Origin of the sequence: Singulisphaera photorubra, assembly GCF_045290345.1 — a bacterium.
Taxonomy (GTDB): Bacteria; Planctomycetota; Planctomycetia; order Isosphaerales; family Isosphaeraceae; genus Singulisphaera.
This window is the reverse complement of sequence record NZ_CP155447.1, coordinates 1,605,144-1,628,890: the sequence shown is the minus strand read 5'-3', so window position 1 is coordinate 1,628,890 and position 23,747 is coordinate 1,605,144. Positions and strand designations below refer to the sequence as shown.

Below are 23,747 nucleotides of genomic sequence, written 5' to 3'. Positions count from 1 at the left end.
GCGGTACTATGCACCGCGTAGTACCTGGATGGCGGAGTGAGGATCACGGATGCGGGGATGGGACGCCCAACTGAGACGCGGAGTCGTCGAGCTTGCGGTCATGGCCGCGATCGAACGCGGGGAGACCTATGGCTATCGGATCGTCGAGCAGCTCCGAGAGCTGCCCGGGCTCGAATTCACCGAGAGCACCGTATACCCCGTCCTCACCCGGCTTGCCGGCGAGGGGATGATCGCGGTGCGGTCGGAGGCTTCGCGCTCCGGACCGCCGCGCAGATACTACCGGCTGACGGAAGAGGGCCGCATGCGGATGGTCCGCATGGCGGCGGGCTGGACGGCGATGGCCGGGTCGATGGCCCGGCTCCTGGAGGGAGCGACCTGATGAGCGTGACGACGATGACCACGGGGCGGCTGCCGAGGCCCCTGCAGAAGCTGGTCGACGCGAGGCTCGACACGATCGACCGGATGTTGCTCGGCCGGCTCCCGCGAGCCGACCGCCTGGCGGTGACCCGCGACGTCGAGGGCCAGATCTTCGACCTCCTGGGCGAACGCCCGGGCTTCGAGCTGGACCGCGAGGACGTGCTGACCGTACTCACGCAGCTCGACCCTCCCGAGGCGTACATCCCCGAGGAAGGCGGTTACGAAGCGGCCGCGGTCCTGATGCCCTCGTCGGCCGTTGCCCTAACGAGGCGATCGGCCACCCCCGCAGTCACGCCCGTCGAACGGAAGCGGGCGACCGCGATCGGGATCATCGGCCTCGTGATCCTCGTTCTTGTGGTTCTCTGGCCGGCCGCCTACGCCCTCGCCATCAGTGCCGAAAGTCCTGTGCTCATGTACGGCCTGCTCGTCGCGATATGCCTCGTCCTGGGCGCATCGGTGCCGACCCTGGTGCTGTCGATCCTCTGGCGGCGGGGCGGGAACTGGTCCACGGTCGGGATCGTCGGGGGAGCGATCGGCCTGGTCGCCCCCCTCATGGGGGGGGTCATCTTGCTCTTCGTGGGATGAGACGCCGAGCTCAAAAAAGGGGCCGGGGCGCTCAGGGAGATTACTCTCCCCGGGCTCCTACTGATCCAGACGTGCGCATTTCGCGCATCTGGCTCGTCATGTCATGAACTCGCTACGGGACGACACACTGAGTGAATCGCAACCGAAGGCGGGAGCGGATGACGCTCCAGAAACTGGTTGAACTGATTCCAAGCGATAGCGCCGTCGCGGCGCTGCCGCGACAGGCTCCGCCTCCAGAGGCGGACCGCCGCCTGACGGAATCGAGACAGCGCAACCGAGTTGCCCGTGATCCCGTAGTACGCAAAGTGGCCCGTCAGATTCTGGCAGAGCGTCTGGTGCTGGGCCGCAATGTCGAGGTGCCGGTGCTTCCGGAACCACTCCTTCAGCGACCGCAACCCCCGGCTGAATCGGCTCCGCGACGTCCTCCGCTTCACCACCGGGCTCCCCTTCAACGAATAGGACCAGAAGTGCGTGAATCCCAGCAGGTCAAAGGCCCCAGGGGATTCACGGCATTTCTCGGTCGGTCGCCTTGGGGGACGGCTGGGCCGCTCGAACGACACCAGCCGCGTCTTGTCGGGGTGGATCGTCAGGCCGTATTTCGCGAACCGCTTGGGAAGAATCGCCAGCACCCGTCGGGCGTCGTCCTCACAGGCAAAGCCCATGACGAAGTCATCCGCAAAGCGCGCCAGGCAGGGGCAACAGGGAGACATATCGATTAACAATAACTGTTGTTAATCGCTATGCCACCCTTTTGTTTTCCCCAGTAGAATTAGCATCTTCCAGGGCGTGAACGCTTACAACCATGGCTAAGAAACCCAAGACCGGTGATGTCGTCCGGATTACCGCCAGGCGAGGTTATGCTTATGCGCAAGTATCCCATATACACAAAAACTTCGGTTGCCTCCTGCGCATCCTGGATGGTTTTTTCGCCCCTCAGCAGGGTATTCCCAATGTTGGCGATTTTCCGGAGATTTTCCAGACATACATGTTTTATCAAGACTTGCTCATTAGCGGATACTCAGAAATCGTATGCAACGCGCCTTTAAGGGACGAATTCAAAACCCATCCCTTGATGCGGGATGGAGTGCGAAATCCCAAAACCGGCAAAGTAGGTGTTTGGTGGCTTTGGGACGGGATTAAAGAGTGGCCTATTGGCGTGCTGCCGGAGAACATGCGAGGTTTGTCGCTTCGCGGGATTTGGAACTACAAAATGCTAATTGATCGAATTGAGAATGGCTGGAGGCCTGATGCCGAGGTTTGAATGGTACCACGCAAAAGTCAGATCAGCGGCTCTCCGGCCAGTGGCTGCCTTTTCAGGGCAAGGAGTGAGGCGGGGCCTTAGACCGCCGGGGTCGGGTTCGTTCAACTTCAGGGTTTCTGACTAAGGGCAGGTAACTACTTCGGCCGCTCGCATCGAGGCAAACAGCAGAAGAGTGGTTGCAAGCAATCATTGGTAGGTGAAATTGCTCGAGGCTTGCTCCGTTCAACGGGGGGACAAGCTGTGGATGTGCCAAAGTTGGACCAGAATCGATTCGAGGCTTACCGTCGGTGGGAGCGGCGTGGCGGAGGCGATGGCCAAGTGTTCGGTCGGGGGCAAGAGATCGCCATGGAGCATTGTTGCATGCTCTCAAGCGGACCCTGGGTTTATAAAGTTTCCTAATCCGCAAGGTCCGCGCGATCCGAAGAATCAGTGTCCGCGATTCGACCGAACTGCTTCGGATCGGGCTTCAGCTCAGGCCGAAAAGCTCCGACCGGTCCAGCGGTTTTGTCACTCCGCCAAGGCCCTCGAGACCGCGCCATGTCCCGATTTCTGACGGAAATGTCGAACCTCCTTCGATCTTCGGCCCCAAAGCGTCGCCGGGCGTTCTCCGTCGAAATCCTGGAATCGCGTGCGCTCCTCAGTTCTACGGCTGTAATCTCGTGGAAAATGGCCCCACGGATCGTTCTCGATCCGGCACATGGCAATGCCCCTAGCCTCCCCAATACTCCGGCCTACGTCAGTCCTGAGGGCGGTTACAAGGTCCTGCTCGACGCGACGAAGACTCCAGGCCTCCGGCCGAGATCAACTTTTAACTGGGCCATCAGCGAGTCGGGCCAGGTGATTGCCAGCGTACAGGGGAAGAAATCGAGCGTATCCCTACCCGAAGGCCCTTATAGCGTTCAGCTTACTGTGAACGGCGTACGCGGGTCTAAAGACTCGTTGGTCGCATCTCAGGACATTACGATCAACAATGTTCTGATCGTCGCGATCGGCGATTCATACGCCTCAGGAGAGGGGAATCCGGTCGTCGATGGCCGCTATTTCCTCAGATCGCCGAAATGGGCCTATTCTCCCGACCCAGCCATGAATCTCCAGAATGCCCAAGGCCACCGCTCGACCCTGGCTGCCCCGGCGCAATTCGCGCTGAAACTGCAGAAGAACAATCCTCACGAGGCGGTCACGTTCGTCTCTGTGGCCAATTCCGGAGCGACCATCGACGAGGGGTTACTCGGGCCGATGACCAGCCGTGTCGATGACGACTACATCCTTCCCGGACAAATCGAGCAGGTTAAGGATATTGTCGGCTCGCAGCCGATTGACGTCCTGACCGTCTCGATCGGCGGGAATGACATCGGTTTCTCGACGAGGCTCAAGGAATTGGCCTCCAATTCGATCCTCGGTGGCACGACCTTGAGCGAGATTCAGACTCGGGTGAATACCGACCTGGCGACTCTCCCCCAGAAATACGCGTCACTCGGCCGGGCGATAAAGGGTCTCAACCCCGGCAACGTCTTGATCACGGACTATCCCGACCTGACCCGGAATCAGAAAGGGCAATATGCTCCGATCGATCTGATGGGCCTTGATGCCATCAGCAAGGAGAATGTCCAATTCGCAGACCAGAACATCCGCATGCCTTTGAATCAGAACGTCGAGACGGCGGCGGCGGCCAATGGCTGGACGGCGGTCGGAAGCTTGGATGCCTCGTTCCTAACGCATGGTTATTCTTCGACCGATTCCTGGTTCCGAAGCGTCGGCGAGTCACTGAAGTATGAATCCAGCGTAATTGGCGCGTTCCACCCCAACATGAAGGGGCAGCAGGCCATCGCCGATCGGCTCCTCGCTGCCTATGACCAGACATTCGTCTCAGCGGCACATTGAGAAGATTCGCGAACGCGATCCCTGCATGCCCCTTAGCTCGTTCGTCGAATCGACACTTGTTCCGGTGTGCGTGGCGTGTCGCTTGAGTCGGCGTGCCTTCGCTCGGCGGAAAGCTCCTGTGCCAGCTTGCCTGCGTAGTCGCGTAAGAACTCGCAACCGATCCCGGGTACAACGACCAGTGGTCACCAGCTCCTGTGGGCCGGACTACCTCACACGCAGGGGAAGGGTCGGGCGACAATCACATTGCGTAGAGGTGGACCCACATCGATTGATGCGCGAACGCGTAGCACGAGCCAGCGTCCGGCAGCGAGGTGACGCCGTGGAAGGCCGGGGTGCCTGCCATCTTCTCCATGAAGGACGTCATCGGCCTGACTTGGCTAAGCGGCCAAAGGTCGAGAAGCCACTCTCGCCTCGTGAATGCAGGCAAGCAGCCCAACCGGGAGTAGAATGCACGCGGTTCCTCATCTCGAAGGGCACAATTTCTAGTACGGTCACGCCTAGGCGGTGGTCAACGCCGACGGCTCGCCAAAGCTACTGGATCGCCTCCCACACCATTCAGACTCCTCCGCCGACTATCGTACGGTTCAACGGACCCATCCGCCTGATTGAACGTCGACTCTATCTGACACTGCCATGTTGTTGCAAAGGCCGTCAATCCGGAGCGTACGGTGTCCTGGAGCGTACGGTGTCCAAGCCACCCATTCGTCAGTACATCTCACTTTTCCATGAGCGACTCGATGCGTTCCGCAGCTGCGTCGGTGTTCGGGATCGGCTCGACGGCGGTGACGGACCGGATGCTGGCGAGCTTCCGCATCGGGGCCTCCATTCGTTAAGCTCGACACGCCGATCGTGCATGGGGTTCGTCTCGGGCCTTGCGAACCGCGTCCTCACCACGGTTTTCCCGCCCAAGTCCGGAGTCCGCGACGTCTGGACTGCGGCCGACGGCGGACTCGATCAACGGCATGGGCGCTGCAGGTCCGTTCAAAGGAACATCCATCCAGGGAGGTTGCTCATGCGAACGATCACGCTCGAGGAACACTTCGCGACCCCAGCCTTCATGAATGGCCCGGGCAAATCCCACAAGGATGGGGGCGAATCGATGGGCATTCCCGACCTCGTCGACCAATTGCTCGACCTCGGGAAACGCCGGATCGCCGACATGGATGCCGCGGGGATCGACGTCCAGGTCGTCTCGCTGACGGCGCCTGGCGTCGAGCAACTGGAGCCGGGCGAGGCCGCGTCGCTGGCGCGCGAGACGAACGACGTTGTGGCCGAGGCGATCCGGCACCATCCCACTCGCCTCGCCGGTTTCGCCACCATCCCGACGCCCGACCCGGAGGCCGCGGCTCGGGAACTCGAGCGGGCGATCCGCGACCTCGGCTTCAAGGGGGCGGCCATTAACGGGCATGTCCGCGGACGCTATCTCGATGACTCGGCCTTCGCGCCGATCCTGGAGCGGGCCGAGTCTCTCGGCGTGCCGATCTACCTGCACCCGACGCCCCCGCCGCGCGCGGTGTTCGAGACCTACTACGCGGGGTTCGCGCCCGAGGTCTCGGCCCGGTTCTCGACCGCCGGCTGGGGCTGGCACATCGAGACGGCGACGCACGTCCTCCGGATGGTCCTCGGCGGCGTCTTCGACCGTCATCCGAAGCTCCAGGTCATCATCGGCCACATGGGCGAGGGCCTCCCGTTCATGATGCAGCGGCTCGACCGCAGAATGACGACGGCCCTAACGAAGCTCCGTCGTCCGATCGGCGCCTACCTCCGCGAGAATCTCCACTACACCTTCAGCGGATACAACTTCACGTCGACATTCCTCGACCTGCTGCTGGAGGTGGGCGTCGACCGGATCATGTTCTCGGCCGATTATCCGTATTCGTCGATGGACGAGGCCCGCCGGTTCCTCGAAGGCCTGCCCGTCGCCCCCGCCGACCGGGAGCGGATCGCGCACGGCAATGCGGAGCACCTGCTCGGACTCGGCGCCTCCTGAGACGGGTTCGCCCCCCCCGATCGTAGGCGGCTCGGGACCAATCGGTCCGGTCCCTAACCTGCCGATACCCCCCGTCGCCGACTCGCACAAGCCGGCAACGGGGGGTATCGGTCGGATTGGATCGACGACTACCTTATCGAAGCGGAGCCAAAAGGGGGGGACATAGCGGAATGCCACGAAGATAGCTTAGAAGTACTTCGTCGGCAACAACTTGCGTAGTTCCGACCGCGGCTTGATCATGCACATATACTGCTTACCTCTTCGTTTCTTCACCCGTGGCTCGACTCGGCCACGACGCGACGGGTTGACGACCAACCCCGAGACGTCTCCATCCTCGATCCCGATTAACCAACGTACCGTATCCATCAGTCCGATCCGATCGGGATCCACCCCTTGCAGTCGAGCCGACTCCCCCATCACCGAACGCACCAGATTGTACGCCAACGCGAACATCGCCAACTCTTTTAACACACCATCCACCGTCTTGCATTGCATTACATCAGTTTCCATGATGATTTTCAGATATCTAAGATTAATCTTGGCCTGCCATCTCCGGAAGTAGAGTTCAGTCAACGCCTCGGCCGGGTACGCCGCCGCATCCAGCAAACTCGTCACCAGCGTGATCTCAAACTCCAAAAGGGAGACATAGCGATTAACGACAGCTGTCGTTAATCGCTATGTCTCCCTTTTGTTTTCACGGTAACCGGGAATTCAAACGACGCGGCGCCAGAAACGACTCCCGCCCCCTTTTTCCGCCCCCCAGCGAAACGCCCGGTCTCCCGCCTCGCTCTACCGAAGGTCATAGGACTCCAGCCTCTGGCCCTGGTAAGATTGGGATATCCCCAAACCCCAACAGGAGTCTCCCATGAAGCACGTCGCGACGTTTGCCCTTCTGGTTCTCCTTTGTACCCCGGCGAAAGCACAGTACGGAGGCATGGGAGGTGGGATGGGCGGCGGCGTGGCCGCCCGGCCCATGACACCGGCCGAGAGCGTCGATCTCGAAATCCTGCAGATGGAACAGGAGGCCGACAAGGCAGTCCTGAAGGAGGCGTTATTGGCCCAGGCACGACTGGGCATGAAGCCGGTGCCCGGCGGAAAGGCGGAGAAAGAACAGTTTGCCGAAGAGACCGCCATGTTGCGTGACTTCATCGCCAAGAAGAAGGACGCGATGACTACCCGAGCCGCCGAAATGGCGGACAAGCGGACGGCGGGGAGACGGGCACCAGCCGCTGCCCGTGCTAGCCAGACGACCGAAGGCGACAACAAGCAGGATGCCGTTGAAAGATACGAGAAGGCAAAGATCGAGGTCCAGCTCCTTCAGGCTCAGATCAATCTGATGCAGGAACCCCTCGGCAACGCCGTGACCGCTCTGGCCACGGCTGATATCGCCGCGAGCAACGACGAAACGCAACGGGATAAGGCCGACGCGGCGCGCAAGACTTACGACAAGATCAAGGAGAAGGTTGCGGAGCTCAATAAGCGGCTGTATCAGGAACAGCAGGTAATGCTGCCCATGATGCAACAGATGCAGCAGGTTCAGCAGATGGGCATGATGGGTGGCGGCTTCCGGTGATGCCGGGCAGAGGGCGACGGGAAGGTGCGAATGTGGCCATGCACCTCAGCAGGGTAAGTTAGATCATTTGGGAAGAGTATCGTCTGACTGTCAGCCCCGAATTCATTGGGCCGAGGAGACACAAAGGGGGCGGAGCGAATTTCGGAAGCTAGCACTCTGTTGTGCCCGCATGTTTCATCAGACAAACAATTCGCTCCGTCCCCTTTGCGGCCCCCCAATTTCTGATGGATGCGGTACTTGATCGCCCGATCACTACGGGGCAGAATTGCCAATCATCCAACAAGCATGGTTGGTAGTGAGTCGTTCGAACCCAGCGTTCGTTCCAGACAGGAAAGTCCGAAGAGGCCTCAGCATGCCACAGATAGGCGACGTGCTTGACGAGACGTTCTCGATCGTCTCCCTGCTCGGGGAAGGAGCGGCGGGGATCGCCTACGAGGTAAGCCTAGCTAGGCCGTGGGCCGGATTTGAGGTGGGCACTCGGTTCTGCTTGAAGTGGTACAAGGGGGAGGTGTTTAAAAGAGAGCCCGTAGCCACGGTTGTGGCACGCCGAATCCGTGAGGCAGTGACGGGAGGTCGGTTGCATCATGCGAACTTGGTTCGAATCCATGACACTTCCGAGTTCTGGTCTGATGGTCAACCACGCTTCTTACTCATGGATCTTGTCGGGGGCGAGCAGCTTGATACCTACATCCGGGGACATCAGCCGAGCGTGGCTGAGGCTCGGAACATCATGAGCCAACTGGCCCATGGTGTGAAAGCACTACACGAGAACGCCATCATCCACCGAGACATCAAATCAGCCAATATCGTCATCGACCGAGACGGACACTGCGTGGTCCTGGACCTAGGTGTCATTCGGCCGGGCGACGAGGAGTCCATCACGGCGAGCCAGGCTTTCCTGGGCACTTTGAAGTACGCCTCACCGGAGTACCTCTTCGCCGAGTCCTGCACGGAGTCATCGGACATTTACTCGCTGGGGGCGGTGTTCTTTGAGCTTCTCACGGGCAGCGAGATGTTCCCCGGCGTCAGAAACTTCGCACTCCTCGTCGAGGCTGTCCGGTTAGGGAACTTCAGGCTACCGGACGCCGATGACGGAAAACAAAAGGGGACATAGCGATTATCAACAAATGAAGATAATCGCCGTACACATCCCCCCCCTTATTAGTCCCATCTGTCGCTCCGTTGTGACCGCTCGAACCCGTCCACTGATACCTCCCGACGGATCGTTGATGACCGACCACGACCGCCCCGGAGTCGCCCTGCTGCGACGGATTGGCGGTGGTTGTTCGTGATCAACATCATTTGCCAGGCCGATGATCGGTGCCGATCGGCCCCACGATTTCCCCGTAGACATCCGGCCTCCGCTGCCGGAGGTTCCGGCTGTTCCGCCGGGCCTTCCGAACCTTCTCCAGGTCGATCGAGGCGGTGATGTAGCCCTCCTCCGGTTCCGTGCAGGCGGCGAGGATCTGGGAGGGCCACTGGCCGATCATCGTCCCCGACCCGTAGGCCTGATTCGTGGCGACCATCGCCACCTCGTCCTGGAACATCGCCGACTTCACGAGGAAGTCCTCCACCGTCCCCCTCCGACCGTTGATCCAGACCAGGATCTCGGCCCCCCTGAGCGAGAGGATGCGGGCCGACTCCGGGAACCAGCCGTCGTAGCAGGTCAGGATGCCGATCCGACCGAAATCCAGGTCGAAGACCGGGAAGTCCCGCCCCCGTTCCATCTTCCACTCGGGGTCATTCGTCGAGAACCACTCGTCGTCCTTGCCCTGGGGTGGTCTCGACCAGGGCGGCTCGCCCTCGAAATGGTCCACGGCGGCGTGGACCTTGTGGTACTTGCCGGCGATCTTGCCCGACCGGTCGAACAGGAGGGCCGTGTTGGCGAACGACCCGTCCTGAGAGACCTCCCAGCAGCCGACGACCACGTAGATCTTCCCCGCCGCCGCCGCCCTGGCGATCCGCCCCGTCTGCGGGCCTGGGACGGTGATCCTGCCTAGGAGATACTCCGGGAAGACCACAAGCTGCGCCCCGTCGTCGGCCGCCTTCTCGACGAACCGGACCACGCCCTCACTCGGGTCGAACCCCGGTCGTGGCATGTCGGTCTTGTCGTAGCCGAGGATCTGGACCGCCGCCACCTTCACCCGAGTCGGTTCGGGGGGTTCCCCTCCCCATGCGATGAGAGCGGGGAGTACCAAGAGCACCGATACGAGGAACGTTATTCTCATCGGTCGTCCCATCTGTCATTTCTCCCTCGTCCAAGATCCGATTCCGTCCCTCGTCGATTTCCACACCAACCTCCGAGCGTCACGGCCTCGACCGTGCTGGCCCGAGACGATTGGTGCCGACGGCCAGCCCCGGACGGGGATCGTGCATCGCCTCTCGGCCCCGCAGGCGTCCGGGCTGACCCCATCATAACGCCTCCGCCGGTGTCAGGATGCCCGAGCCCGGCCCACCTTCCGTTATCAATCCTTCGCCGCCTCGATCACGACTCCAAAAGGGGGCATAGCGATTAACGACAATTGTCGTTAATCGCTATTGGCCTGCTCCCCATTTCTTGGTCCAGCCTTAATGGGAATCTATCCGCGCAGTTGTTCAGTAGGTGGTGCGTCATGGGGCTCCTCAGGGCCAGCGCACACTAAAGTGTTGATCCGGCAAGAACTTGCAGAAGAAAGTCGTCACTCCAACCGCAACTGCGTCGTTTCATCACCAGACTGTCACGGCCCGGATGTTGCTTCAATAGCGACAGTGTCAGGCGATTGAGCCATGCGAAATTCTCGCGCAAGTGCTTCTCTCGGATTCGCGACTCGTCCTCGCGATAGGTTACATCGAGACTCCAATGACAGGCGTTTTCGATGCCCCAATGGCTCCGGACGGCGTGGGCGAATCGTTTCGCATCGACATTAAGACTGCTGATATAATAACGCACTTCGGACGTTTTTTTCCCGTTCCGGACACAATCAGAGACCACGACACCGATCGACTTCAGCCCCTTCCATGGCTTGAGCCCCGGCAAACTTTCTGGCACAGCCATCTGAATGTACGTACGCGTTTCGGCTCGCCCATGGGCCGTCTCGCTGGTCTGAAGCCGACTCGCTTTGACATCGGCGAAATCGTTCTCCCATTCTTTGTTGATCGCTCCCATAACAGCCTGGTGCAACGTCTCCTGGTTTCCTTTCAACGCCAGCACATAATCCGCCTCGCCCTCAACGATTTGCGAGGCGATCGCCTTTTGTGTCCCCATCGCGTCAATCGTGATGATCGCTCCTTGATGTCCACAAGCCGCAGTAACTCGGGATGGCCGTGATCTCGTTGGATTTCTCGCGCAGGCCACTTGCCCTAACGACAGGCCAAATTCGCTGGCCCAAACGCTGACCGAATGGAGAGCCCTAGACCGTTCTTGTGATCGTGACTTCGCCGCAACGTTTTCCATCAATCGCCAGGATCGGTTGCTCGACGCCGGTCGCCGCAGTGGCCGCATCGCGCAAGATTGGAGCCAGTTTGCGAAACAGGCTTGAAACGCGGCGGGCTTGAGGATCATCAGGACGCGACGAAAGACATCCTTTCGTGGGACACCACGGGTAGGTCCAGGAGCTTCACGAGGAACTCCTCCTTCATGGCGGCCCACTTGGCGATCGCGGTCGGCCCGGCGGCACCAGCGAGGACCGCCATCAAGGCAATGACGAGCACACTACTCAGAGGATGCTGGCGGTTAATAGTGGAGCGAGGGTCCTCCAACTCGGCGAAATGCTGAATGATTTCGTCAATGTCGTTTTGCTTGATATTCGCCATGGTTGACCCAAGTGCGTCGTAGCCGTAAAAATCTCCCAGAGAATGTATACAAATAAATCGGCCAAAGCGCAAGCGTCATAAACTGCCAAGCCTACGCAAAATGCGCGCTGGCCCTGTGGGGCTCCTCTTCTTCTTCGATAGGCATGTACCTCTCGCGTGTCGCCGAGAATTCGGTTGGTGTCAGATAGCCTAACGAACTGTGTGGGCGTTCCGTATTGTAATCCTCCTTCCAGAGCGCCGCCAACGCCAGCGCTTGAGGCACGCTCTCGAACTCCTCCAACTCGAGGAATTCGTCGCGCAACTTGCTGTGGAACGATTCCGCGAACCCGTTCTGCCACGGGCTCCCGGGCGCCACGTAGAGCGTTCCCGAGCCCGATTCCTCCAGGTACGAGCGCACCGCCTCCGCCGCGAACTCCGGCCCGTTGTCGCTGCGAACCCGATGCGGCGGGGCACCTCGCCTCGCCACCACCTCGGAGAGGATCTCCCGGATCTCCTCGGCCGTCATGCCCCGTCGTGCCTCCAGCGACAGGCATTCACGAGTATACTCATCGATTAGACTCAGCCACTTCAAGCTCCGACCGTCGCTGGTACGGTCGAAAATAAAATCACATGTCCATACATCGTCTTTTCCGAGCGACGGTCGGAGATGGCATCCATTGATGTCCTGGCCGTGCGGCCGCCTCGGCTTGTGCACGGCCCGCGGCCCGGCTAGCTTCAGGCCCGACTGCCGCCACAGCCGGTGGACGGCCTTCTTGTTGACGGACCATCCCTCGCGACGCAGCATCGCCCAGATCCGGCGGTAGCCGTATCGAGGGTGCTCGCCGGCCAATACCTCGATCCGGAGTGCCAACGCGAGTCGCTCGTCGCTGTGCATGGGGGCGTAACGCAGGCCAGAGCGATTGACCCCCAGGGCGCGACAGGCGCGGCGCTGCGAGACGTCGAAGGCGTCACACAACTCGGCGACGATCGTGCGGCGACGTGCGGCGGTCATGGCTTTTTTTCAATGCCTCCTGGAGCATGCGGCGGTCGAGCGCCAGTTCGGCGACGAGTTCCTTGAGACGCCCGTTCTCATTTTCAAGTTCTTAAATTTTGATTTGTTCGCCCGATACTGGGTTCTCCTGGAGCGCCTTCCAACGGTAGTAGGTCGTCAGTCCGATGCCACCCTTGCGGCACGCCTGGTTGATGTTCAATCCGGCCTGGAGATCCGCCTGGACCTCGCGGAGGATCTTGGCGATCTGGTCGGGTCTGGGTCGCTTTCGCATGGGTCGCTCCCTGGCTGGGTCAGCCAGTTATACGATTCCCATTAAGCCTGGACCAGATTTTGGGGGGCAGGCCACTATGCCCCCTTTTATTCGGATCATGGTCCAGTGACCAAATCAACCGGCTGATCTACAGACAGAGTTCGGCTATACTCAGGCGGGGGGTATAGGACCATGATCATTTGGCACATAAACCTTCTCGTGGCGGCGGCGGCCGTGTCTAAGTTGTCAGACTCAAACCCTCGCCAAGATTTTTTTTACTTAACGATTGCCGCGGTTTTGTACTTCCTCGCTGTACTTGCTATGTGGCTGGCAGTCAATCATCGAGCCATCAGAAACGGCCAGGTCAGCCTTCAGTCGCTCCTGCTCCTGCTCGGAGTTCTCAGCCCCGGTCTGGTCATACTTAGGCTTGTGTACAGAGCCTACTGGTGGCAGACATGACTCTCTCCTCAACACTCTTCCAGAGCAACCTGAGGCCGGCTGACGCAGGATCTACACTCGACTAAAAGGTGGTTGATATGGCCGATAAACGATTGGAGTTCAGAACTCCAAAGGCAAAGGGGACATAGCGATCAACGACAATTGTCGTTGATCGCTATGTCCCCTTTATTTTCCTCGAAATCCAGGAAGAAGCTCTTGGCGGCGATGCTTGAAATAAGATGGTAGGCTGCCCTGAGACAGGCGATCAAGAAGGTACATGTTATGAGCTAACGGCTCCGGGTTGTCCCCACTGGCATTGACTTAATCAGGAATCCGCCGTACTGTAATTGTGTCGATACCAGCGCCACGTCCAGTGGCACAGTATGAAAACCACTATCGACCTCTTCATCGGCTCTCCGATCGAACACGACTCGGAGAAGGACTTCCTGGAGCAATTGTCCGCGGAGTTCCATGCGCGGCATCAACCCGCGCTGGTGTTCGCGAACTTCTTTCCACTCCGGAATCCCCATCAGATCGACTTCCTTGTCGTGACGGCAAGCTGTGCCTGTCACGTCGAGCTAAAACGCCTCACCGCGCCCGTGGTCGGTGGGCTCAATGGCCTCTGGTCGTTGCGTCGCCCAGATGGGTCGCTCATGCCGCTTGAGGCTAAAAACCCATACCGTCAGACCCTTGACGGGAAACTTGCCATCAGCGACGAGATGCACGCCTTTGCGCGCACCAACCCTTCCCTCCCGGTCCTGGCTCCGGGTGCAAAGTTCTTCAAGCACCTCGAGAGCGTCGTCTGCGTCTTCCCGGAGCTACTCCCGGGTTCCTCAATACCTGACGATCACAAGGTTCGATCGCGAGGATTTCAGGGACTGCTCAAGCTTTTCGACGAGCGAAACACCCATCCACCGGGTTGGTCGCGAGAGACATGGATTGCCTTCGCGATGCACCTTAACCTCACACGCATTGACGAGGCCGATGAGCGACTGCCCCTGGAGGCGAAAGAGGCGCGGCGTGTGGTAAGCGAGTACGCGAATCGCTTCGAGAGCTATATCGCAAAGGAGCTTCCGCCTCTCATCCCGACGAACATCCGGCAGACGGACGGAACGACGGTGTTGTCCTCGACGATCACCGATAATCTCCTCCGAGGAACGCACATTCAACTCATTGGTTCATCTGGATTAGGGAAGAGTCTTCTCGCGAAGCACATGGCCATCGCCTCGCTCCGCGGCGGTCGGATTCCGGTCGTCGCGTCCGCGATTGATTACGAGGGCAAGCTCTCGACCCTTCTCGATCGGAGCATCGCCCACCTACACCCCGATACGGCGCTCCACCTCCTCAACGCTATCAATCGAAATGGCAGCCCCCTGGCTCTCGTCATTGACGGCGTCAACGAATGCCCGAGGAGGTGGCGGAAGGATCTTTTAAAAGACCTGCAGGCGTTCTACCTCCGATGGCGTGTGCCAATCCTCATCACTGCGCAGGAATCGCCTGAGCTGACGGAGTGCCTGACGGGTGATTGCTACTGCCTTGAGCCGCTCACATCGATTCAGCGACGTGCGGTCCTCGGTTCCTACCTCGACAGCGAGCCGTCGGAGGAGATTTTCACGCTCTGCGAGCCGTTCAAAACGCCGTATGAACTCAGCATCGCTGCCGAATGTCTCTCCGAGATCGGAGGGCCGACGACGCGTGCTCTGCTCTTCGAGGCTTACGCAGGCAATCGCTGCCAGCGGAGCGAGTGCCCGGCCATCGTCCGAAGCGTCATTTGCGGCCTGGCTGAGCTTATGCAGCGCCGATTCGTCAGCACACTGACGATGAACGAGGTTTGGCGCGTTGCGCACGGCGTCCTGACGAAGGAGGGCGACCGTTCGCAGCTCGTCACCGATGTCCTCGCATGCGGTCTGCTTGATGTTAGGCAGAACCGGTGCGCGTTCCGGCACGAGATCCTCGAGCGATTCTTCCAGGCGGAGGCCTTCACACGGCGGCACCCGGCTCCGGACGAGTTGGCGAACGCGATTGCTCTACCGCGCCATCGACCACTCGTCGAGTTCGTGCTCGGAGCCGAGGGCGACGAGGCGTCCATCCGCGAATGCCTCGGCGCCCTGGCTGACTGGCGCATCCTTGGCGATTGCCTGCGAGGGCGATTCGGCGAAACGGCGCGTAATGTGGCAAGATCAGAGTGCGTTCGCTTGCTGCACGCTGCCGAATCGGCACTCCAGGGCATCGACGTCGAGCTGGAGGGCTCGGACGGAATGAAGTTGCTCACGATCACCCGCGGTCCACGCTGGACGACCTACGAGTGCGCATTGATGAACGCGATCGGCGATGTGCTACCGGAAGGTCAATTCCTCGACGCGTTCCTCGGTCTCCTCCGCCAGACGGAGAAGGTATGTCGGTGGATCCTAGCGGACAAGCCCGGTGCGCACGGTTGTCTCCGTCCGGGAGATGCCACCTGGATCTTCGCATCGCTCTTCGAGATTCTCCGAGGCGGGGACGCGCCGTACTTCCCAGTTTCCGTGATTTATCATAAAGCAAGATTCTCGTTCGGCTGCCGAACCGACCAGGATACGCCGGATTCCATCGTGGCGCTTGCGTCGAATCTCTCGGACAGACTTCCCGGCGAACTCCTCCTTCTTTGCAGGCATCTCCGCAACGCGACGCCCGAACTCGCGTCAATTTCACCCTCTCTCGTCCGCGTGTGTTGGGAGACGCGCATCTATCACCTTCGCCTGGAGGCGTTAGACTTTGCTGCCATGGTCTCAACCTTCCTCGACCCGGCTGGTCGCGAAGAAATGGCCATTCTTCTCAGCTCACTTTCGACCAATAATATTCTCCTCAATACAGCGATCGTCGATGCTATGATGAGCTACGACATGCTCCAGCCAATAATCGGCGCTGATGAGGCCGCGGCTACGATTGCTGACATCCTCCGCATCCCGGACGACGCCGAAGCGCAACATCGCGCGAACGTGGCCGTGAGTAACGTCTTCGAGGACGTGTATCAAGGCGTATACTGGGACGCAATTGAGGATCTCGGCCGAGAATCTCGAGTGCAACTTTTCACAATGGCAGCTCTCGGTGCGCCCGTTTACGGGATGTTTACCGACTGGGTCCTTAATCGACTCATCGAACTAGGCGATTGCGCCGCTCTTCCCGCGTTCGATCGGTGGTGCTCTCCACCTGCGGCCGATTGTATGTGTCTGCAGGATGCGACTGCCTGCTTTGTCGCGGCGATCATTGGCCGCACCGCATTCGTGAGCGAGCCACCTTCGCGGAGTGTCAGTGTGACGAACGATCACCGTGCGTGGATGATCTACGGGGAGATCCTCCATTGGTCGTTCCATCCCAAGCTAATGGAGTCAGAGAAGGCTGCGGCGTGCGCACCACTGTGGAAGGAGATTCGCACAGAACTTCTGCTCGAGGCCATTGATCCCCTCTATCAGCTGGGGCAGATTGCAGACGCAAGGCCCGATCGACAACGTCCGGTCCTCGAAGCATGGTGCAAATTGTTTCCAGACGAGATCCGCCAGATCCTTGAATTCGGACTGGCGAAACGCGATCACCTCACGAGTCAGTTCCCCGGCCGCTACCATACCGAAGGCCGAGTCGGATTCATGATTCGGTGGCTTGGCTGGATTGGTGACCCGCAATCCTTGATAACAATTGAGCCACTCGTCGACTCTCCGTCCTTCGGTCTCGATGCAATCGAGGCGGTTCGCTCGATCAAGTCGGACGGCCGCCTCGGAGAGCGGAATGCTGCATCTAAGCGGCTTGGCTGACGAAATCGACAGCATTTTACGAGGGTTTCGAGGAACTCCCGAATAGGGCAGCAGGCTTCGCGGGTGTGCCGGACCACCGGCACTCATTCGAGCCCGTCACGGTGCATGCCTTGCACCGCTAAGAGTTCATTCATGGGATCACAGCGACGCCGCGCTGGTAGGGTCAGGCCCCGGCAGCCTCATGTGCGGTCATCAGCTCCGTTAGGGAAACGCACGGAAAGTCCTGGATCATGTAGGTCGCTACACTCGAGAAGAACGTTATCATGACGTGCGCGACCCGACGTGGCCGGATGGTCGACGGTTTGCCCTTTTCGGACTCCATTGCCTTGCAAATCTCTTGGCGGTTATTGCGGACCCACCCCGACTTGCGGCGCAGCTGATCGGCGTATGAGCTGCTCGAAGTGACGAACTTCGAGATGTCAACTCAAAAAGGAACATAGCGATTAACGGCAATTGTCGTTGGTTGCTATGCCCCATTTTATTTTCCCCAAGCGGCCCCTATCCGCCATTAATATTGATCAGCCCGTTCTGCCACAAAGCAATGACTACATCCATCTGCGAATTGTATGATTTCTTCTGTCCGCCCATAACCCGCTCCCAAAGCGCCCTGGGGCTGGCGTTCGCTAGACTCGGCTCAGACGCGAGTAGCTCGACGGCATGGAGAGCATACCGCTTGTTGTCTTGTGATCTAGTATATTTGCCAGACGGAACACTAACGATGAATCCATCCTCGCACAGACCGAGGTACGCGCTCCGCGGGCATCCCTTCTCCCGAAGTGAAGTACTGTGCGGAAACACGGTCTGTGCCGCCCGCTCCCATGCCTCGGGCGGCTGAACACCACTAATCCGCGTCAATTCCGCCGCGCCGATCGCCACCTCGCCATACTCTCGCATCAGTGCATCCTTCGACGACCAACCCTAAAAGCAGGCCGCACATAACTGTTGAGTCCTCTTTCAAGAATAGCAAGAACCGCTATATAGATGGAGGGCTACCTTGGGGAGGCATAATGGGGACATAGCGAATTTAGGAAGCTAGCACTCTGTTGTGCCCGCATGTTACATCAGACAAATGATTCGCTCTGTTCCCTTTGTGCCCTCGGACAACGTCTGCGTTCACAGCGAGCCATTGTTTCGGCCCGTCGAAGATTGGCAATACCTCCAAGGCTGCTGCTCGACTTGGTTCGTCACATTTTACTTCGGCTCACACTCGCTGCTTCCACAGCACCTGTAATTTGCGCAAATCAACTTACGATTGCACGTTCATGTAATGGAGCCGAACGCGCTCATCAAGGCTCTCGTCCGTCGCCATGAGGTACATGAACTCGCCCCGAGCGATCGTGAACAGCTCCATATCGGTCTTGGCCCGGACGGTCTCCGGGTTCGGGAGCCGCGAGATGGCGGTGATCCGCCCGAACCGCTGGCCGGCGCGGAGTTCGTGTGGGGGGGAGTCGCCGGACGACGCCTCGGCCACGCCCTGGGAGATCACGTAGGTCCGCTCCCCGATCTCCCCCTCACGCACGATTGTCTCGCCGGCGCGGCGGAATTCGACCGTCATCTGTTCGGCCATCCGGGTGAGCGTCGAGGTGTGGAGCCCGTCCAGCTCCTTGACCCGGGAGAGGACTTCGCAGATCCGGACGACCAGCTTGGGCCGCACGTTCGAGACGATCCGTCCGCCGACCATGCTGACGATTCGGTCGGCCCGCTCGATGAGCCGCTGGTCGTGGGTGACGATCAGGACGGTCGAGCGCGTCGGCCCGCTCGCCAGCTCGTGGAGCAGGTTCATGACCGTCGCGCCCGACTCGGCATCGAGCGCGGCGGTCGGCTCGTCGGCCAGGACCAGCGCCGGGTCGTTGACCAGCGCCCGGCCGATCGCGACCCGCTGGCGTTGGCCGCCTGAGAGCCGGCCGGGCCGGTAGTGGAGCCGATCGGACAGGCCGAGCAGGTCGAGAATCGCGACGGCGCGGCGCTCCATCTCCGCGACGTCCACCGGCCGGAGCGCGGTGGCCATCCGAACGTTCTCGAGCGCCGTCAGCGAGCTGAATAGGTTGTGATGCTGGAAGATGAACCCAATGTCGCGGCGATGCCGGACGAGGTCGCCCCCGTTGATCCCGGCCAGCTCGCGGCCCAGGATCCGGACGCTCCCTTCCTGCACCTGTCTCAGGGCACCGACCAGGGTCAAGAGCGTGGTCTTGCCCGAGCCCGATGGGCCGGTCATGATCACTACTTCGCCCTCGCCAATGTCCAGGTCGACATCGAACAGAACGCGTGTCCGGCTCTCGCCCGACCCGAAGTCGTACTGCACGCCGCGGATGCTCACGACCGCCACGGAGACGGGCCTGGAGACGGGTGCCTCGACGTCGACCGGATGGCCGTCGACGCTGCCCATCGTCGAAGTTGAAGCTGAAATGCTCGATTCGCTCATCCGTAGAGCTCCGCCGGGTCCACAGCGAGGAGTCGCCGCGCCGCGAGGCTGCCGGCGAGGACGCACATCGCGACGGTCAGGGCCAGGATCAGGGCGAGCCCGCCGGGCTTCAAGCTCATCTCAAGGCCAGTCAGGTCTTGCAGCCATCGGAATAGGCCGACGCTCACCGCCAGGCCCGCACCGAAGCCCAGGAACGCCAGGTAGACGGACTCGGCGACGACAATCAGGAACAGCTCGCGATTGCTGTACCCCATCGCCTTGAGCGTCGCGAACTCGGCGATGCGGTCGCAGATCTCGCTGAAGAGGACCTGATAACAGATCGCCAGGCCGACAATGAAGCCCATCACCACACCGATGTTGAAGACGGCCCCCAGGGGCGCCGCATTCTCCCAGAATTGCTGCTCCTTGGCGATGAACTCCGGCTTGGAGAGGACGATGACGTCGGCCGGCAGCCGGGCCTTCAGGTCCTCCTGGACGCGCGCAAGGTCCGCACCCGGCCGGAGCCGCAGGACTCCGACGTCAATAGCCGTCTCGCCCCACGAGCCGCCGCGCCGCTCGGGATAATAGGCCAGCATGTTCTGCTCGCTCAACAAGAGCGTGCCGTTGCTTCGGAAATCGGTCCCCAGCGTGAAGGTCCCGACGATCCGGAGACGCTTGCCTTGCAGCTCGGAGACGGTGCCGGCTCTGAGCGGGCCGTAGAGCGTCTCTTTCGATCGCTCGTCAGCCAGGGCCACCTCCGGACGGTCCCAGTCGTCGCGCTGAGAGCGGACGGCCGCCAGGTCGAGCACGTCGTCCCGCGGGGGGAATGCGACGACCCGGATGCCCCGGGAGATCCCGGTCAAAGGGTTCCTCCACCTCGACTGCTCGGCATCGATGTAGAGCGGGCTAGCCGCCCGCACGTCGTCCGCCCCGAGCGCCTGTTCGAGCCGGCGCCTCGGGAAGGGGGCGGGGTGCGAGACCATGTAACGCAACCGGTTCGTGAGAAAGAGCTCGCCGTCCATGTGGGCGATCAGGCCGCTCATGTTGTCGAGCAAGGCGTTGCGGAAGCCATTTTGAAGGAGCATCAGGACCACGGCGAAGGCCGCGCCTGCGGTCGAGGCGGCGAGCCGCCACTTGTTCTCGGTCAGGTTCCGCCAGGCCAGGGGAATTCGTCGTTGTCGGAACATGGATATTTCAACAACTCGAAGATTTGTGGACTCGAAACTCTGTGACAGTGTCCGCCTTTTTGCGGTCGCCGGCTCAGAAGAGGTCGGCCGGGTCGGCGCGTCGGAGCTTCCCCAAGGTCAGCAGGCCGGAGCCGAACGCCGCGGTCAGGTTGAGGGCCAGCACCAGGGTGAGGTTGGTCGCCGTCAGGATCATCGGGATGTTCGCCAGCGTGTCGGTGATGCGATACAGGACGGCGCCCAGGATGACCGCGGGGAGGTAGGCCGCCAGGGCGTAGATCGCCGCCTGCACCAGCACGACGCGCGACAGGTAAAAGGTCGTGTGACCCATCGCCTTGAGCGTGGCGTATTCGGGCAGGTGGTCGCGGACGTCGTTCGAGAGGACCTGGTAGATGACCACCGCCGCCACCACCATCGTCACGAGGACGCCGAAGGCGAAGATCTTGCCGGTGGCCGTCTGCCGGACCCAGTAGTCCTGCTCGATCCGGTAGAGCTCGTCGCGCGTCAGGGCCTTCACGTCGGGGGGCAAGAGCAAGTTGAGCAGGCGGACCGTGCCGGCCACGTCCTCGCCCTCGACCTTGAGCAACCCGAAGGCAACGGGACCGGCCGGCAGAGTCCGAAACACGCGTGCGAAGTTTTCGGAGTCGCAGAGCACCGCCGCATCGGCCCCGAAGCTACGTTGGAGGGTGAAGCCGCCGACCACATCCACCGCCTGGCCGCCGAGCTCCCATCCCGAGAACGCGTGGCGGTCGTGCCAGCCGAAATCCGGGTTGGACCAGGCGTTCATGAGTAGGCGGCCACGGGTGTGCAGCAAGGGCCTGGCCAGCTCGATCTGGTCGCGAATCGGGGTGCGGAACGGGTTACGGTCGGGGTCGATGCCCAGGACCAGCAGGTCGCGGACCTGCAACGGTCGGGGACGCCGAGGACCCAGCCACCAGCGTACCAGGGGACCGACCTGCGGCGGGGTCCGGACCGCCGCCTCGGCCGTCACCGGATAGGGGGGACAACGCCACCGATTCATCCGGGCCCAGAGCGGCCTGGCGGCACGCACTGCCTCGAACGCCTCGGCCTGACGGAGCCGCTCGCGAGGGAACGTGCCCGGGTCGTAGAACTGCTCGAACTGGGGCGAGACCAGTGCCACGTCGAAATCAAGCTGGTCGTAATTGATCGAGGCCGTGAATCGGACCGCCTCCAGGAACCCGAGCTGGAGCAGAACCATGACCGTCGCGAACCCGATGCCCGCAATCGCGACGAGCGACCGCGCGGGTGCGGTCCACACGTTCCGCATCGCCAGCGGTGGAGTGCGGAGGCCGTCAAGAGCCAACGAGGTTCGCGTCATGGGCCGCCGGGACCTCTCGCCCGCGTGCCCGGATGGAGCGTTACGTCCACCTGCATGTTCACATAATTCGACGCTTCGGCCGTCTGGTCAAGCGCGATCGAGACCTCGACGACGTGCAGGTCCTGGAGCGCCCGGGGGTCGACGTTCTTCAGCCCGTTGCGTCCGACCAACCGGCCGATCTGCGTCACCTTCCCGGCGATTGTCTGCCCTTGCACCGACACTTCGGCCGGATCGCCGACGGCGAGCCGGGGGACGTCGGACTGGTAGACCTCGGCCTTCGCCACCATCGCCGAGACATCCCCCAGGGAGAGCAAGGGGCCGGAACTGACTTCGCCGGGGTGGGCGAACAGGTCGAGCACGAGTCCCGGAGCCGGGGCGTGAACCTCCGTCTCTTCAAGAGCCACACGTGCCAGGTCGATCTGCCGCGCGAGGACCATGGCGTCCGGACTCTCGTCGGCGACTCCCTCGTCCTCGAGTGCCCGACGCCGGGGTTGGAAATCGAGTTGGGCTTGGAGTTCCTTCAGGTCCAGCTCGGCCTTGTTTGCGGCGACTTCGAGCTGGAAATAAGTCTGAGCGAGGTCGGACTTCGCCCGCTCGTCCTTATCGACAAGCGGATTAAGCTTGGGGAGGAGGTCCCGCAGTTGCTTGACGCGTTGCTGGGTCAGGTCATTCATCCGCGTGGCGGCGTCGAGGCGGGGACCTTTGAGACGGTCTTCGCCCTCACGCTCGAGGGCGAGCCGCTTGCGCTGGAGCTCGCGCTGATGATCGGCGCTCTTTTTCTGGGCCTCGGCAAGGGCCAGTTGCTTCTCGGCCTGGGAGTGGCCCTCGAGGATCGCCAGGAGGTCCCCTGCCCTCACCGAGTCCCCCTCGCTGACCCGGATGGACTCGATCCTCACGCCGGGACGGGCCCCGATCATGAGAACCCCCGCGGCAGGTTCCAGGCGGGCCAGGGCATGAACCGCATCGCCGACGGACGACCCTGGATTCGGGCGCACGCCGGATTCCGCGGCTTGAGAAGGACTCCGGAGCGGAGCCGGGTCGTTGCTCCCGAGTAGGACGATGCCCGCTCCCAAGCCCAATAATCCTGCAAGGATTACGAGGTGAGTTCGGGCGAGTCGGCTCGATGATCCTCGGCCAAGCGGCTTGGTCACGGCAGGTCTCCTCCCTGTTTGACGTCTTCTTGTTATACGCCCATGGCGACCGGACTCAAGCCCCGACTCCGGATTCGTGACGGCGCGGGTCCCGCGGACGAGCCACGATGACTCCCGGACGGACGCGATCTCCACAATCCGACCGGAGCGATCAGCGGAGCGATCAGTGGCCAGGCACCTAGACTGGGTACAGCCGGGGTTCTTGGTAATTCATTGTGGGTGGCAGCGCGGCGGCTGTTTCCCCTAGACCTCCCAAGCCTCTCCTTTGAAGTGCCTGGCCATGACTGCCCTGCCCCGATTTTCTGCTCGTTCTCTCATGGCTCATCCTTCTGTCGCTGGAAAGCGCATTTTCATGTGATTCTCACAAGAATGCATGCAAAAACCCAGCGACGACCAAGTGAAAAGCGCAGCATGATGCGCTTTTGGCGGCGTCCCTTGGGGAGAGGGGGCAACTGGCTCGCCGTCATACACGCTTCGGTCCGACGCACCGCGGTCGATCAGACCGAAACGGAGCGATCAGGGCGTGATTGGAAGCCAGGCACCTACAGCGGTTGGTGTTCGGCTGGCGCACGAAAAAAGGGGACAGGCACCCGGCCGCTACGTGGAACAGACTGTGCCAAGGGACCCGCGGGCCGGGAGCCAGTCCCCTTTTTCCTTCGTTGTACGCAACCCATTGGTAAACCGCTGTAGACGGGGTATAGCAGGGGGT

21 protein-coding genes are annotated in these 23,747 nt (G+C 61.1%); 8 read left to right on the top strand and 13 right to left on the bottom strand.

What is annotated here, in order from left to right:
- Positions 1-49: 49 nt before the first annotated feature.
- A complete protein-coding gene (locus V5E97_RS06205; RefSeq protein ID WP_406698434.1) occupies positions 50-379 on the top strand; it encodes a PadR family transcriptional regulator in 330 nt (109 codons plus the stop codon).
- On the top strand, positions 379-1,002 hold the full coding sequence (locus V5E97_RS06200) for a hypothetical protein (RefSeq protein WP_406698432.1): 624 nt from the start codon (positions 379-381) through the stop codon (positions 1,000-1,002). The genes V5E97_RS06205 and V5E97_RS06200 overlap by 1 nt, the downstream gene beginning before the upstream one ends.
- A gap of 101 nt (positions 1,003-1,103) precedes the next feature.
- Here the strand turns inward: V5E97_RS06200 and V5E97_RS06195 are convergent, their stop codons facing one another.
- The gene (locus V5E97_RS06195; RefSeq protein ID WP_406698431.1) at positions 1,104-1,664 is read right to left on the bottom strand and encodes a hypothetical protein; all 561 of its coding nucleotides are present in this window, start codon (positions 1,662-1,664) and stop codon (positions 1,104-1,106) included.
- Positions 1,665-1,804: 140 nt separating this feature from the next.
- Here V5E97_RS06195 and V5E97_RS06190 point away from each other — a divergent pair, with 140 nt between their 5' ends.
- Entirely contained in the window at positions 1,805-2,263 is a 459-nt protein-coding gene (locus V5E97_RS06190; RefSeq protein ID WP_406698430.1) for a hypothetical protein, read from the top strand.
- Between the two features lie 537 nt (positions 2,264-2,800).
- Positions 2,801-4,144, top strand: coding sequence for an SGNH/GDSL hydrolase family protein (locus V5E97_RS06185; RefSeq protein WP_406698429.1), 1,344 nt, complete (start codon positions 2,801-2,803; stop codon positions 4,142-4,144).
- Between the two features lie 238 nt (positions 4,145-4,382).
- Here V5E97_RS06185 and V5E97_RS06180 read toward each other — a convergent pair whose 3' ends face one another.
- Positions 4,383-4,508 carry a hypothetical protein gene (locus V5E97_RS06180; RefSeq protein WP_406698428.1) on the bottom strand — a complete coding sequence of 42 codons (126 nt, stop codon included), beginning with the start codon at positions 4,506-4,508 and terminating at the stop codon, positions 4,383-4,385.
- A gap of 648 nt (positions 4,509-5,156) precedes the next feature.
- On the opposite strand from V5E97_RS06180, the gene V5E97_RS06175 reads away from it, so the two are divergent.
- Positions 5,157-6,134 (top strand): amidohydrolase family protein, encoded by a 978-nt coding sequence (locus V5E97_RS06175; RefSeq protein ID WP_406698427.1) that lies wholly within the window; start codon positions 5,157-5,159, stop codon positions 6,132-6,134.
- A gap of 186 nt (positions 6,135-6,320) precedes the next feature.
- Here the strand turns inward: V5E97_RS06175 and V5E97_RS06170 are convergent, their stop codons facing one another.
- Positions 6,321-6,749, bottom strand: coding sequence for a hypothetical protein (locus tag V5E97_RS06170; RefSeq protein WP_406698426.1), 429 nt, complete (start codon positions 6,747-6,749; stop codon positions 6,321-6,323).
- A gap of 250 nt (positions 6,750-6,999) precedes the next feature.
- On the opposite strand from V5E97_RS06170, the gene V5E97_RS06165 reads away from it, so the two are divergent.
- Positions 7,000-7,707 carry a hypothetical protein gene (locus V5E97_RS06165; RefSeq protein ID WP_406698424.1) on the top strand — a complete coding sequence of 236 codons (708 nt, stop codon included), beginning with the start codon at positions 7,000-7,002 and terminating at the stop codon, positions 7,705-7,707.
- Between the two features lie 352 nt (positions 7,708-8,059).
- Positions 8,060-8,821 carry a serine/threonine-protein kinase gene (locus V5E97_RS06160; RefSeq protein ID WP_406698423.1) on the top strand — a complete coding sequence of 254 codons (762 nt, stop codon included), beginning with the start codon at positions 8,060-8,062 and terminating at the stop codon, positions 8,819-8,821.
- 184 nt (positions 8,822-9,005) lie between these two features.
- On the opposite strand, the gene V5E97_RS06155 is transcribed toward V5E97_RS06160, so the two are convergent.
- The 5 genes from V5E97_RS06155 to V5E97_RS06135 all read right to left on the bottom strand — a co-directional run bounded on the left by V5E97_RS06155 (position 9,006) and on the right by V5E97_RS06135 (position 12,761).
- On the bottom strand, positions 9,006-9,947 hold the full coding sequence (locus V5E97_RS06155) for a carbon-nitrogen hydrolase family protein (RefSeq protein WP_406698421.1): 942 nt from the start codon (positions 9,945-9,947) through the stop codon (positions 9,006-9,008).
- 398 nt (positions 9,948-10,345) lie between these two features.
- Complete coding sequence (locus V5E97_RS06150; RefSeq protein WP_406698420.1) at positions 10,346-11,248, bottom strand: ISAs1 family transposase; 903 nt, start codon at positions 11,246-11,248, stop codon at positions 10,346-10,348.
- A complete protein-coding gene (locus V5E97_RS06145; RefSeq protein WP_406698419.1) occupies positions 11,248-11,499 on the bottom strand; it encodes a transposase family protein in 252 nt (83 codons plus the stop codon). Before V5E97_RS06145 ends, V5E97_RS06150 begins: the two co-directional genes overlap by 1 nt.
- A 91-nt stretch (positions 11,500-11,590) precedes the next feature.
- Positions 11,591-12,490, bottom strand: coding sequence for an IS3 family transposase (locus V5E97_RS06140; RefSeq protein ID WP_406698417.1), 900 nt, complete (start codon positions 12,488-12,490; stop codon positions 11,591-11,593).
- 91 nt (positions 12,491-12,581) lie between these two features.
- The gene (locus V5E97_RS06135) at positions 12,582-12,761 is read right to left on the bottom strand and encodes a transposase (RefSeq protein ID WP_406698229.1); all 180 of its coding nucleotides are present in this window, start codon (positions 12,759-12,761) and stop codon (positions 12,582-12,584) included.
- A gap of 800 nt (positions 12,762-13,561) precedes the next feature.
- Here V5E97_RS06135 and V5E97_RS06130 point away from each other — a divergent pair.
- The gene (locus tag V5E97_RS06130; protein WP_406698416.1) at positions 13,562-16,963 is read left to right on the top strand and encodes an NERD domain-containing protein; all 3,402 of its coding nucleotides are present in this window, start codon (positions 13,562-13,564) and stop codon (positions 16,961-16,963) included.
- 498 nt (positions 16,964-17,461) lie between these two features.
- On the opposite strand, the gene V5E97_RS06125 is transcribed toward V5E97_RS06130, so the two are convergent.
- The 5 genes from V5E97_RS06125 to V5E97_RS06105 all read right to left on the bottom strand — a co-directional run bounded on the left by V5E97_RS06125 (position 17,462) and on the right by V5E97_RS06105 (position 23,038).
- The gene (locus tag V5E97_RS06125; protein ID WP_406698415.1) at positions 17,462-17,857 is read right to left on the bottom strand and encodes a DUF6979 family protein; all 396 of its coding nucleotides are present in this window, start codon (positions 17,855-17,857) and stop codon (positions 17,462-17,464) included.
- Positions 17,858-18,209: 352 nt separating this feature from the next.
- The gene (locus tag V5E97_RS06120; protein WP_406698414.1) at positions 18,210-19,385 is read right to left on the bottom strand and encodes an ABC transporter ATP-binding protein; all 1,176 of its coding nucleotides are present in this window, start codon (positions 19,383-19,385) and stop codon (positions 18,210-18,212) included.
- Positions 19,382-20,551, bottom strand: coding sequence for an ABC transporter permease DevC (gene devC / locus V5E97_RS06115; protein WP_406698413.1), 1,170 nt, complete (start codon positions 20,549-20,551; stop codon positions 19,382-19,384). The genes V5E97_RS06120 and devC overlap by 4 nt, the downstream gene beginning before the upstream one ends.
- Positions 20,552-20,624: 73 nt before the next feature.
- A complete protein-coding gene (locus V5E97_RS06110; protein ID WP_406698411.1) occupies positions 20,625-21,887 on the bottom strand; it encodes an FtsX-like permease family protein in 1,263 nt (420 codons plus the stop codon).
- Complete coding sequence (locus tag V5E97_RS06105; protein WP_406698410.1) at positions 21,884-23,038, bottom strand: HlyD family efflux transporter periplasmic adaptor subunit; 1,155 nt, start codon at positions 23,036-23,038, stop codon at positions 21,884-21,886. Before V5E97_RS06105 ends, V5E97_RS06110 begins: the two co-directional genes overlap by 4 nt.
- Between the last annotated feature and the right edge of the window lie 709 nt (positions 23,039-23,747).